This window comes from Rhizobium sp. ERR 1071 (assembly GCF_007828675.1).
Classification (GTDB): domain Bacteria; phylum Pseudomonadota; class Alphaproteobacteria; order Rhizobiales; family Rhizobiaceae; genus Rhizobium; species Rhizobium dioscoreae.
This window is the reverse complement of record NZ_VITM01000002.1, coordinates 903,349-916,024: the sequence shown is the minus strand read 5'-3', so window position 1 is coordinate 916,024 and position 12,676 is coordinate 903,349. Positions and strand designations below refer to the sequence as shown.

Below are 12,676 nucleotides of genomic sequence, written 5' to 3'. Positions count from 1 at the left end.
GACACTGAAAGGACCCTGAAAATGACGACCATCAGCTATAGACAGACCGGCGCGCGGAACCCGTTTCCGTCAGGCGGAAGTTATATGCCCTTCTTTTCTCGCCTTGCTAATCGTTGGCAGCAGTGGCGCTCCCTTCGCGAGCTCGAATCTCTATCCGATGACATGCGCAAGGACTTAGGCTGGCCGGCCGCAAACGAAATCAAGAAGCCGAAAGCCACCCGATGATAATGAAAGAGCATAACAACTAAAGGCGACGCTTAACCCGAACGCGTCGCCTTTTGAACATTTGCGCATCCAGATGCGAACCGCACTTTAATCTTGAGAATTACCCGCAAATATATTTTGCCCCTTGAGCATATCGCTCGGCTCCGCTTCGCTTCCCTCCTACAGCTCCCCTATTTTTCATGGTAGACGCAAATATCCCTTTGCGGCCGCGATTATCCATGCCAATGTCGCTTATAGACCATCGGGCCGACGTATTTGACGCAAGGAATACGTAACGGCCCTGGAGCATGGATTTTCACGACATGAGCAAGACCCCGATCAAGACGCGTTCCCTGGTTTTCTTCCTTGTTCCGCATTTCACCATGCTGCCGTTTTCCGCTGCGATCGAGACGCTGCGGATTGCCAATCGCATGCTGGGCTATCCCGCTTACACATGGCGGCTTGCCTCGACGGACGGGCAGAAAGTCTATTCCTCCAGCGGCATCGGGCTGGAGGTCAATTCCTCCCTTACCGACGAGCGTCGCTATCTTGGCGGAGAGAACCGCCCGAACATGGTGCTGGTCTGTTCCGGCATCTATGTCGAGGAATTCCACAACAAGTCGGTCAATGCCTGGCTGCGCGAGACGTACAATCGCGGCGTCGCCGTCGGCAGCCTCTGTACGGGCGCCCATGTGCTTGCCCAGGCGGGCCTGTTGAACGGCAAGCGCTGCGCGATCCACTGGGAGAACCTGCCTGGCTTTTCGGAAACTTTCCCGCAGGCGGAAGTCTATGCCGATCTCTATGAGGTCGACAGCAATCTCTACACCTGCGCCGGCGGCACCGCCTCGCTCGACATGATGCTGAACCTCATCGGCCAGGATTTCGGCGAGAACCTCGTCAACCGCGTCTGCGAGCAGCAGCTGACTGATCGGGTGCGCAGCCCGCACGACCGGCAGCGCCTGCCGCTGCGTGCGCGTCTCGGCGTGCAGAACTCCAAGGTCCTGTCGATCATCGAGCTGATGGAAAGCAACCTCGCCGAGCCGCTGTCGTTGCTGGAAATCGCCGACGATGCCGGTCTGTCGCGCCGGCAGATCGAGCGCCTGTTCCGCCAGGAAATGGGCCGCTCACCGGCTCGTTACTATCTCGAGATCCGCCTGGATCGCGCCCGGCATTTGCTCGTGCAATCCTCCATGCCTGTTGTCGAAGTGGCAGTCGCATGCGGCTTCGTCTCCGCCTCGCACTTCTCCAAGTGTTATCGCGAACTCTATAATCGCTCGCCACAACAGGAGCGCGCGGAGCGCAAGCTGACCATGTCGACCAACCGGACCGGTATTGTCATCTGAGGGTGGTGGAACTCAAAGCAAGCGGATCAGGCAGGCGGCTTACTGGGCCGCCTCTTGGGCCATTTTGAAATCGGAATAGACCTGATTTCGGCCATTGTGCTTCGCCATGTAGAGAAACTGGTCGGCAGCATTGAGATAGTTGTCGAAGGACTCGTAGCCGGCAATCTCCGCTACGCCGATGGAAACAGTGACCGAAAGCTCTTCGTCGTCGGCATGAACCTTCAGGCCCGCCAAGCTGAGGCGGACCTCGTCGCATAGCGCGGTCGCCGCGCGCGAGTTCATTTCCGCAAACAGAATGGCAAACTCTTCCCCGCCAAGGCGGGAGAGCAGATTGTCGGTGCCTTCCAAGAGCCCGTGAAGCCTGCCGGCCACCGCCTTTAGCACCTGGTCTCCGATCTCGTGACCATAAGTATCGTTCAGATGCTTGAAGTGATCGATGTCGAGAATGGCAACCGAGCTTGGGCGCTGGCGCCGCAGGCATTCATTGACCAGCCGTGGGCCGTGGTCATAAAAATAGCGCCTGTTATAGAGCCCGGTCAGATAATCGCTCGCCGCTGCCGCTCGCAATTGCTTCAGCTGCGACAGTGTCTCGACATTCAACGCGATACGGCATTGCAGCTCCTCCTGAACGAAGGGGCGGTAGATGAAATCGCTGGCGCCCGCCTTCAGGAAGGTCGCAGACAGCAAACGATCGTTCGAAGACGAAATGCCGATAATCCGCATCCGATCCGAGCCATAGCGGTGGCGGATGCGGCGGGTCAGTTCATGGCCGTTCATGTCGGGCATATTGTAGTCGGTGACGACGATTTCGATGTCGTCGAATGTCTCAAGCATTGCCAGGGCTTCGACACCCGTGCCGGCTTCGGCGACCTTGAATTGCTGAGCGTGCAGCAAATCCGTCAGCATTTTCCGTGCCGAAGGCACATCGTCGACAACCATAACGCGGGCAGACCGATTGGCGATGGCGCGCCGGACGGAGGAGACGAGATTGTCGAGGGCGAACTCGCCATCCTTGAGCACATAGTCGACGACATTGCGCTCCATGATGCGATGGCGCGTCGCCATGTCGAAAGACGCCGTGAAGACGATGGTGGGAATGTCATGGGCAACGGCAACGTCCAGGGCTTCTCCATGGGCAGCGTCCGGAAGGTTCAGGTCGATCACCGCCATCGTGAAACTGCGATCCGCCTCTGCCAGCACCTCGTTCAGCACTTTCAATGAAGAGCAATGGATGACAGCAAGACCGAGCTCGGTTTCGAACCGATGCGATAGCACCGCGGAAAACATGCGCGAATCCTCAACCAGAAGTATTTTCTGGCTGCCATCGCGGTGACCGATGCCGCCGCCAATGTTTCCCGCATGCAGTACCATTTCCCGTCAATTCCTCCCACACCGTCAGGTGTATGAATAGTCAGTCAATTGCAGGTCTGCCAAACCGTGTTGCACGTATCCTGAACAGGATTCGTGAAAAATTTGGAACTGCTGATTGCGGAGATTTACATAAAAGTGATTTTTCCTCACTTTTCTTGGGATTATTTTAGCCGATTTATCCAGCCCGTATCTCCCTGGCGGGCGGCTGAGCCGACTGAATCTGCAACAGCGTGTCGAGATTCTGATTCACGCGACAGTAGAACTCCTCATCGATGAATGGCCGCAGAATGAAATCATTGCCCCCCGCCTTGAGAAAGCGGGCCGAAAGCAGCCGGTTGTTGGATGAGGAGACACCGATGATGCGCAGCTCATGGGAGCCGGTCGTCGCACGGATACGCCGTGTCAGCTCGAATCCGTCCATGTCGGGCATATTATAGTCCGTGACCATAAGGCCGATATCCGGGCTGGCCTTGAGGATTTGGAGCGCCTTGGCACCATTCTCAGCAACGCTGACGCGGAAATTATAGCGCTTCAGCCGGCTGGACAGCAAAGCGCGCGCCGTCGCGCTGTCATCGACGATGAGAACATGGTGACGATGGTTGGTCAGAAAACGGCAGATCGATTCCGCCAGCATGTCCACTGCGAAGACATTGTCCTTGAGAATGTAATCCACCACATCCTTGGCGATCAACTCGTCGCGCGTGCCTTCGAGAAAAGTACCCGTGAAGGCGATCGTCGGAATGCTGAGATCGAGAAGATAGGCCAGGGCTTCGCCCTTCTCGGCGCCTGGGAGATTCATATTGGAGATCGCCAGCTTGATCGGCTCCGACGACTTGTCATAGGCAAGCTGAAGCTCTTCGAAATTGCGACAGATTTCGACGTCGATATCCAGAAGCTCCTTCAGCTTGGCCCTGACCATTGATGTAAAAAGATTGGAATCCTCGACGAGAAGAATGCGCGAGCCGGCAAGAGACGCACCGGAGTATTGCATCCCCGAAACACCCAGAAATGGCATAATGAAAACCTGTTTTTGAAAATGATCCCCTCTGTATTTTTTTAGAACAAAGCCTTTGCGGATTTGTTAAGCCGACTGGTTTCCCGGAGGTGAAGAAAATTGCCCCATTCGCGGCTTTCCAGGCATGCTATCGCCAGAGTTCTCGCGGCAACGACATGCGCGAGATCCCTAACCAGACCGAGAGAAACAATCCTAAAGAGCGCGACACGCTCCCCTCGAGGAACGCAAACCGCGAACTTCCGAGCAGAACCGGCGGAAACGATGACCGCATCATTCCCACCGGCGACAACATGGCTCTGTTTCAGCGGGCTCTGCCGGTAATCGGATCACTCCGCCGCGGTCCTGCCACGGCGCCGGCCAGTGCTCTTCGCTTCCGATACCTTGCCTTCGGCCGACAAAGCGGAATCTTCTTTTACGTCATCCTCAGCTTCAGGCCCGTCTGCAAAATCCGTCAAGGCATCGGCTGCGATATCCGACTGCCTGCCTCGTCTGCCCTCGCGAACGATATGCAACTCCTGATGCGGATAGGGAATGGAAATCCCCTCCTCCTTGAAGCGCTTCAGGATTTCGATGCGCAGATTGTTGCGGATCTCCATGCCATCGGAGAGATCCGACAAATAAAAGCGCATCTCGAAATCGAGCGATGATGGACCAAAACGCAGGAACTCTACATGCGGCTCCGGATTCCTGAGCACCTTCGGAATCGAGCGTACCAGCTCCAGCAGGATATCCATCACCTTGCGCGGATCGGCATCATAGCTGACGGATACCGGGATTTCGGAGCGGGCGAGCCTGTTGCGATGCGTCCAGTTGCCGACGGACGCATTGATAAGTTCGGAATTCGGCACGATGATCGACTGCTTGCGAAAGGTCTCGATCTCTGTCGCACGCACCGAGATGCGCTTGACGATGCCTTCCGAAGTGCCCGAGACGATCCAGTCGCCGACCTTGAAAGGCCGCTCGACCAGCAGGATCAGGCCGGACACGAAGTTCGACACGATGTTTTGCAGGCCGAAACCGATACCGACCGAGAGGGCACTGGCGACGAGGGCCAGGCTGGATAAATCGATGCCGGCAGCGGAAATGGCAAAGATCGCCGCCAACGCTATGCCCAGATAGCCGATACCGGTTCTCACCGAGTTGCGGACACCCAGATCCACCTGCCCGCGCGCCATGACATTGCTGTCAAGCCAGCGCTGGAACCAGCGCGTGACCAGATAGCCGCCCGCAAACAGCAGGATGCCGACGAAAATGCCGAGCAGCGAGATCGACATGTTGCCGATCTTGATCTCGGTAAAGAGCCTGTAGGCAAAGGTTTCCAGATCCTGAATGTGAAAGCCCCAGGAGAGCAGGATCAGCGGAATGCCGGTCAGCAGCGCGACGGCGTAGGTCGCAAGCCCAGCTGCAAGACCGGCCTGATCGAGCGCCACTTCACGCAGCTTCAGGCGATTTTCCAGAAAGCGTCCGATGATCGTTTCGGCAAAGACGCCCTGCTTGGATACGGCCTTGCCGAGCTGGAAGCCGAGATACATGGTCGCGATGACGGCGCTCGTCACGATCATCTGCGTTGCCATGAAGCGGGCCAACCCGACATAGCCGATGAACGAGGTGAAGATCACCAATATGCCGAGAACGCGAAGAATGATGGCCATGCCATGCGGCCAATGGCGGCCTGGCGCATCCGGATCGCCGTTTTTGGCAAGCATCGGCGAGCCGAAGGAGGCTGCAATCAGAATGAGGCCGATCAGCAGTGCCGCCAGAAAGCTCTTGGCCACGGTAACGACGACCGGCGATCCCATGGACTCGCTGATGCGGTCGAAGACGTAATCCAGCCCGTTGACCACAGCCATGGCCTGCAGGCACCAGGTCAGCGAATGTGCCCCCTTGTTCGACAGCTTGACCAGCCGCCAATGGGGCCGGAAGGGCGCGAAGACAGCATTGCTCAAGCGACCGACAAAATAGACGAGTCCGATAAAAGCGAAAACCGCAGCCAGTATCGGCGCGATGTCAGGCCGCAGCACATTGAAATTCGAGAGGAAGAAGAAAGACGTAACGAGAAAGGCAGCCAGCGACAGCGTGCGGATCAAGGTCGACCAGAAGGCGACGGAGAGCCGGCTGATATAGGGCGGATTCTCGACGGCCTCGTCCTGCACGTAATAGCGGCGGAATAGCCGATAACCACCGAAAAGAAAGATCAGAGCAGCGCCAATCGACAGGCAGACAGCGGCCAGGAATGAAGCAAGCTTTGCCTTGAGCACGAAGCCGATCCAGCTCGTCACGGCGGTACTGAACTTGACGCCCTCGTCGACCAGAGCCGCCCCTGCATCGTCGAATGTCGCCGTGGAAATCTCCGTCCGCTTGAATAGCGTCTCGGCAAACAGCCTTCGGCGCATCTCCATGAACTGCATCGCAAGCCGATTGGTCTCTGCGGTCAGATTGTCGGCATCGAGAATCGCGGCGCTGATCTGGGAGCGTTCGGCATTGAGCCGATCGCGCTCCTGCGCGACGATCGGAGCCTCAGGCGGCTGGCCTTCCTTGGGCGCAGCACCGAGTTGGGTCAGGCGTGCATCGATTTCGGCGGTACGGGGTTTCAGGCGTGCGGAAATAGCAGCTGTGGTGCGGTTGAGTTCGTCGACCTGGCTGGACAGCGCCACGAGCGTCTCGTCATCCGATGTTGCCTGTTTCGCCGCGTCCTGAAGCGATGCATAAGTCTTCTTCGCTTTGCCAAGATCGGTAACAGCTGCGTCCAGCAGCCCATTGGCGAGCTGCCCGGGCTGTTGGTCCGTTTGCTGCGACGCTTGGGCCGGCTGCTGATCCTGCGCAAGGGCAGCCCCCGCCAGCGGGATGATGGCGGTAAACACACCCAATCCCAGCAACAAAAGGGACAATAGAAAAAGACGAGATTTCAGCGGGCGCAAGCAGAGCTCCTCGTTGCACATGAAGTCGCAGGCAGTGGATGACCGAAATCGCCGCAAAAATGGAGACCCGAGTCGTCCTATAGTAGGATTGCGAATTCCATAGTCTTTACGCGTACGCCTTGTAAGACAAAGAAAGGCGACACGAAGGCATTCCATGCCGTTATCCTATCCGGACTCTCCTTCAAAACCGGATATCGGCCGCTCTCATCTTGACGACGACCTGCCGCGCCGATCATCGCCCGCCCGGAAATAGGCCAGGAAAACACCTTGGCAATGGGTCGATCTATGCGCGCCTGCTCCGCAATATCAAGATGAAGGCGACGCCTCCGGTAAGCCCGGTGACCACGCCGATCGGCATGTCCTCCGGAGCCATCACCAGGCGCGCGATGACATCAGCCCAGATCAACGTCAGTGCGCCGAAAGCGGCGCTCAGCGGCACCACGCGCACATTGTCGCCGCCCACGATCAGCCGCACGAAATGCGGCACCATCAACCCGACGAAACCGATTGCGCCTGAAAAGGCGACCATCACGCCGGTCAGCAGCGCCGTGATGACGAAGAGTAGCAAGCGAAATCGTGCAACGGCAATGCCAAGCGTGACGGCCGTTTCATCGCCCATCGCAAGTGCATTGAGCTCCCTCGTCTTCGGAAGAAGTGAAACGAGGCAGAACAGCAGGATGCCGGCGGGATAGATAAGATGTTGCCATTGCGCCAGTCCTAACCCGCCCAGCATCCAGAAGACAACGGTGTTGGCGGCTCTCGGATCGCCCAGAAAGATCAGGAGGTTGCCAAGCGCCGTGAACACGAAGGCTACCGCCACGCCCGACAGGACGAGCCGATCGGCCGAATGCGAGCGCGTCAGCCGCGTCGTCAGCCCGACGGCCGCGGTTGCGAGCAAGGCGCCGGCAAAAGCGAACAACGGCACCGTCAACAGGCCGAGGATCAGCCCGGTATGCAATAGCGCCAGAATGGCGCCGAATGCCGCCCCGGAGGAGACGCCGAGGAGATGCGGGTCCGCCAATGGATTTCGCGTCAGCGCCTGCAGGACGGCGCCGGTGATGGCAAGCCCCGCCCCGACGAGCGCCGCCAGAACGACGCGCGGAAAACGGACGTCCCAGACGATGCTTTCCTGCCCGCTGGACCAGGTGGCCGGAAAGGCACCAACATGCAGTCTGTTGCCGACAATCGACCAGACGGTGGAGAACGGAATGGATGCCGAACCGAGCGAAACACCGGCGGTGATCGACAGAATGAAGCCTATGGCGAGCAAGGGGATGAGGATGGAGAGATTGAGGCGCATGCTTGAAACTTGAGGAAGGGATCCGCCCCATGATCGACTGGTGCGGATCGGCATTGCAGACGATTACATGGCGCTCGGGTGAAAGGCCCTGGCCAGCGTGGCGATGGCCTCGATGTTGCGCGGCCCCGGCGTCGCCTCCACATAGGGCAGCACGACGAAGCGGTCATTCTTCACGGCATCGATATTCCTGAAGGCCGGATTGCCCTTGAGAAAGGCGATCTTCTGGGCGGCAGTGACCTGGCCGTAATCGACGATGACGATCACTTCAGGGTTCTTCTCGATGACCGGCTCCCAGGACACTTCAGTCCAGCTCTTCTCGACGTCGTCCATCACATTGACGCCGCCGGCAGCCTCGATCAAGGCAGTCGGAATGCCGTAGCGCCCCGATGTGAACGGCTTTTCCTCACCGGAGTCATAGACGAAAACGCTGGTCGGCTTGGCGACATGACCGATCCTCGCCTGGACCTCGCCAAGCTGCTTGCGATAGCCGGCGACCAGCGCTTCCGCCCTGTCCTCGACGCGGAAGATCCTGCCGAGATTGAGGAGATCCACGAACATGTCGTCCATGGTCGGCTTGTTCTTCTGCATGACGAAGATGCAAGATTCGGTCAGCTCATAGACCTTGATGCCGAAGGGGGCGAGCGTTTCCGGAGTTACCTCGCCGCCGACCTTCATGCCGTAGTTCCAGCCGGCAAAGAAGAAATCCGCATTGGCGCCGAGCAGCACCTCTTTGCTCGGATATTTCGGCGACAGCTCCGGCAGTTCCCTCACGCCGTCACGCAGCTTCTCATCCAGCGTCTTCCAGCCGGAAATGCCGGTATAGCCGACCATGCGGTCCTGTAGCTTCAGCGCCAACATCATCTCGGTCAGGTTGACGTCGTTGGAAACGGCCCGCTCCGGCGCTTTGTCGAAGGTCACATCGCGATTGCAGCTGCGCACGGTGACAGGCTCGGCGAGCGTCGTGCCCGCAAACAGGCTTCCGATAAGCAAGGCCGCGGCAGACAGGGACATGCGAGAAAACATGAATAACTCCAATGATCGTATTATCGAAGGGAAAAGGAAAAGCGCTGCGGGCCGCCGTCGGTGTGATGCAGCCGCGTACCAACCCTGAAAGCGTTCGAGACATGCTCCACAGTCAGGACTTCGGCAGGTTCGCCGTGGCCCATAAGCCGCCCGCAATCCATGACGGCGATCTGCGTCGCAAAATCAGCAGCGAGATTGATATCGTGCAGCGTCGTGATGATCGTCGGGCCGAGTCTCTTGAGTAGCTCAAGAATCTCGAGCTGATGGCGGATGTCGAGGTGATTGGTCGGCTCGTCGAGGATGATGAGTTCCGGCTCCTGTGCCAAGGCGCGGGCGATCAGCGTCCGTTGCTTCTCACCACCCGACAGCGACGCGAATTGCCGCTGTGCCAAAGACTCCAGTTCCAGACGGGCAAGCGCCTTGGTCGTGACCTCATGGTCGCGATCGCTCCAGCGTGCCATGCCCTTGCGGTGCGGGATGCGGCCCATCAACACCACGTCCCGCACGCTGAAGGGAAAATCACCTGGCGTCTCCTGCGGCACGACGGCGATGCGCTGCGCCGCCTCCCGCGGACCTATGGACCAAAGATCGATGCCGTCGAGACGCACCGAACCTCGCTGCGGCTTGAGGCCGCGATAGAGGCAGCGCAGCAAGGTCGACTTGCCGGCTCCATTCGGACCGATGATCGCAAGCCGGGCGCCGGCCTCGACTGATAGCGTGATGCCACTGATGATCGGCATTCCCTTCTGGGGACCCCAGCTGATGCCGTCTGCTTCCAGTCGTGCGCTTCGTTCGGACATGACCCGGCTCCTATTGCAATACGACCAGCTGGCGTTCGGCTGATACGATGGCGGCGGGAATGCGCGCGAGGGTCTTGCCTGCCAGCGCTCTCGGGCGTTCGCTTTCGCGGGTCAGCCCATCGGGGCGATCCCGATAAAGCTTCGCGAAGGAGACGAGCGCACCGATATCGCTCGCATCCTCGATGTCACCGAAGAGGTACGTCGACTTTGGCGTGGCCTGGAAAGCGACCGTGCACGGCCGTTCGCAGCCCGCCATACAGACGCTGCCCTCCAGGCTGAAATCATCTGCGAGTGCGGCGTCAGCCTGGGAGATCGCCATCTGCAGATGTTTCAGGAGTTCGAGGCCCGGCCGGCACGGTTTGCCGACATGACGGCAGTTGGTGCACACGGTGATCCGGTGCGTCGCCTCTTTTGTATTATCCATGAGATGCCTCCCGGAGATTTCGCCGGAGGCACAGTCAAGATGGGGCCAGCGGACGCAGCGGCGCCCTCGCCCAACCACTGATTTTCCATCGGAACACCCCGTCCGTTGCGGTTGATATCGTCGATGGCAGGTCTCCTGGCTCGCGGGTCACAACTCGTTCGCGCCTTCCCGGCTTGACGCCAGTGGCATATTGCGAACGCGCTCTCCGCTTACAGTTGCGGGGGCAGCCACGGTCTTGGCCCCTGATGGGTAATCCGCACCGTGTTCCCTTTTCAGCCGCCATCCGGATCGATCCGAAAGCAGCACCATCGGCGGTATTCATGTCATAGAAAGCGGATGCGGGCAACGGGGATGTCATATGCGCTTTCATTTGTCCTGGAGCTTCGGCCTGAGTAGGCAATCGTTACGTTATTACATAACAAATGACAAGCCATTATCTCCGCTCGAGGCCGCAACTGCGATATGCATATGCGGCAGCACTCAATCGCGATCCAGAATGAAAGAAACCGCAGGGCTGTCAGACCGCCTTGCACTGAGGATGAAAACGCTCCGCGACGCTCTCTGCCGCCGCATAGGCCTGCGTCACGATCTCAGGCACCAGATCGATGTCGGGGAGACTTCCAAGTCCCAGGGGACCAATCGCAAAAAGCCCGTCTGTCGTACGCCCGTTGACCTCAAGCGAGCCTGTCGCGTCCACGGCGAGACCGAGGCCAAGCTCGTCCGGCACCGCGAGACCGGCATCGATGAGGCTACGCAGCAAGGGTGCATTCAAATCCGGCGCCTGGCACCGACAATCGATTACGTCGTCGGCATAGAGCTGCTCGGTCTCCTGCCGGCCAGCCGGCTTCAAAACCAGCCCGGTCGGCGTGCGGCGGATAAAATGACCGCGCCGCAGCAGCGTATTGCCCTCGGCAAGCTCCTGATTGAGGCGTACATGCAGCGCCTCGGGAAGCCGATTGCGATGGCTGTCATAAAGCGCCCGCAAATGGCGGTTGAACTGCTGCTTCTGCCCGGCTGGCAGAGATCGCCAAAGCGAGCGCGCATGCTTGCGCAAGCCGTTCATGACGGATTGCCAGCTCTGGCCGTTCGCCTCCGCCTCGACGCAAGCCTTGCGGACGAAGCGGACGATCTCGCTGAGCTTGCCGGGCATCTCGTCGGCAGGGAAAACCGGATCGGCATTGTTGCGTGTGTGGCTCTGCGGCAGAAAGCCTCGCCGCGAAACAATGGTGATCTGCCCCGTATAGCCGTTCTCACGCATCTGCAGCAGCCGATCGACGACGCGCAGGCCGCTTCCGAGCAGGATCGTATGCGGTCGCGACACGAGACGGCGCGCCCGCACCGTCGTCGGCACGGTCACGAGATCGCTGGCCTGGAATTCGTGATCGCTAATGCCATAGCCTGTCGCCAGCACCACCATGTCGAAAGGCGCATTGGCGGCGCCATCGCTTTCCACTACGAAACGGCCGCCCCGAACACGCCGAAGCCCGAAGACCGTCTCGCTGCTGACCTGCACCGCCACATCCCGCCGTGACGAGAAGGCTTCCGAAAAGCGCTGATAGACGTAGTCGCTGAAAATGCTCTTCGGTACGAAGATCTGCAAAAAACCGGGTATGGCGGCGGGGACGGCGCTGCGGAAAGGCGCATTACCGCAAAGCCATTGATTGAAGTCGTCGGGATCTCCCGCGGAAACGGAAAGATCGCGAACACGGCTGTTGAGAATTTCACTGCTATGTCCGGAGGCGAGCGCCTGTCCGCCGCTGACGGTGGAATTAGGATCGAAAAGCTGCAGATGGAAGGGAAAGCGAACCGTCTTCATCAGGGCGATCGCCATCATCATGCCGGAAAAACCGCGCCCGATCACGGCAATGCGAGGCATCGCATAAGGCCGCGCTGTCGCGTTCGTCCTGGCGGAAAAGAATCCCTGAACCGTCATATCAACTCCTGGGGCGAGAGGTGGTCGATCATGCCTTTCTTGGGCTTGCTGACTTCACAGGTCCGGAAACACAGAGCCGATATCCGGGCCTCGGCAACCTTGGGACTGCGGCCGACAGAACGCACGAAAGCCGCTTCCGTTCTCAATACGCGTCGCGCTTCTTCAATCAGGACCCTTCCAAAATGAAAGATGCGACAGGCAGGTCCAACTCTGATCCAACACCAGATGCCTGCAATCAGCCGCCATATGATTACTTCGTCAAAAGCCATCAGGCAGCAGAATTATTGCCATTGTCTACTTATTTAGTCGTATATGAAAGCGCGAAAACGCTCCGCTAGCAAGTGC

11 protein-coding genes and 1 riboswitch are annotated in these 12,676 nt (G+C 58.9%); of the genes, 3 read left to right on the top strand and 8 right to left on the bottom strand.

What is annotated here, in order from left to right; all coding sequences use genetic code 11:
- Positions 1-21 precede the first annotated feature (21 nt).
- Together FBZ99_RS09750 and FBZ99_RS09745 are read left to right on the top strand one after the other, a co-directional pair.
- The gene (locus tag FBZ99_RS09750; protein ID WP_113333005.1) at positions 22-225 is read left to right on the top strand and encodes a DUF1127 domain-containing protein; all 204 of its coding nucleotides are present in this window, start codon (positions 22-24) and stop codon (positions 223-225) included.
- A gap of 302 nt (positions 226-527) precedes the next feature.
- Entirely contained in the window at positions 528-1,547 is a 1,020-nt protein-coding gene (locus FBZ99_RS09745; RefSeq protein WP_442966447.1) for a GlxA family transcriptional regulator, read from the top strand.
- 39 nt (positions 1,548-1,586) lie between these two features.
- On the opposite strand, the gene FBZ99_RS09740 is transcribed toward FBZ99_RS09745, so the two are convergent.
- The 8 genes from FBZ99_RS09740 to FBZ99_RS09705 all read right to left on the bottom strand — a co-directional run bounded on the left by FBZ99_RS09740 (position 1,587) and on the right by FBZ99_RS09705 (position 12,331).
- Positions 1,587-2,918, bottom strand: coding sequence for a diguanylate cyclase (locus FBZ99_RS09740; protein ID WP_145632724.1), 1,332 nt, complete (start codon positions 2,916-2,918; stop codon positions 1,587-1,589).
- A 175-nt stretch (positions 2,919-3,093) separates the two neighbouring features.
- On the bottom strand, positions 3,094-3,933 hold the full coding sequence (locus FBZ99_RS09735) for a response regulator (protein ID WP_113354536.1): 840 nt from the start codon (positions 3,931-3,933) through the stop codon (positions 3,094-3,096).
- Between the two features lie 326 nt (positions 3,934-4,259).
- A complete protein-coding gene (locus FBZ99_RS09730) occupies positions 4,260-6,851 on the bottom strand; it encodes a mechanosensitive ion channel family protein (RefSeq protein ID WP_145632722.1) in 2,592 nt (863 codons plus the stop codon).
- Positions 6,852-7,134: 283 nt separating this feature from the next.
- Positions 7,135-8,151, bottom strand: coding sequence for a FecCD family ABC transporter permease (locus FBZ99_RS09725; RefSeq protein ID WP_145632719.1), 1,017 nt, complete (start codon positions 8,149-8,151; stop codon positions 7,135-7,137).
- 63 nt (positions 8,152-8,214) lie between these two features.
- A complete protein-coding gene (locus FBZ99_RS09720; protein ID WP_145632716.1) occupies positions 8,215-9,174 on the bottom strand; it encodes an ABC transporter substrate-binding protein in 960 nt (319 codons plus the stop codon).
- A gap of 20 nt (positions 9,175-9,194) precedes the next feature.
- Positions 9,195-9,974, bottom strand: a complete 780-nt coding sequence (locus FBZ99_RS09715) for an ABC transporter ATP-binding protein (RefSeq protein ID WP_113333000.1) — start codon at positions 9,972-9,974, stop codon at positions 9,195-9,197.
- A 10-nt stretch (positions 9,975-9,984) separates the two neighbouring features.
- The gene (locus FBZ99_RS09710) at positions 9,985-10,398 is read right to left on the bottom strand and encodes a DUF1636 family protein (protein ID WP_145632711.1); all 414 of its coding nucleotides are present in this window, start codon (positions 10,396-10,398) and stop codon (positions 9,985-9,987) included.
- Between the two features lie 108 nt (positions 10,399-10,506).
- A riboswitch (cobalamin riboswitch) is annotated at positions 10,507-10,723 on the bottom strand.
- A 192-nt stretch (positions 10,724-10,915) separates the two neighbouring features.
- Entirely contained in the window at positions 10,916-12,331 is a 1,416-nt protein-coding gene (locus tag FBZ99_RS09705; RefSeq protein ID WP_113332998.1) for an FAD/NAD(P)-binding protein, read from the bottom strand.
- 20 nt (positions 12,332-12,351) lie between these two features.
- Between FBZ99_RS09705 and FBZ99_RS09700 the strand changes: the two genes are divergently transcribed.
- Positions 12,352-12,669 carry a hypothetical protein gene (locus FBZ99_RS09700; protein WP_145632708.1) on the top strand — a complete coding sequence of 106 codons (318 nt, stop codon included), beginning with the start codon at positions 12,352-12,354 and terminating at the stop codon, positions 12,667-12,669.
- Positions 12,670-12,676 lie beyond the last annotated feature (7 nt).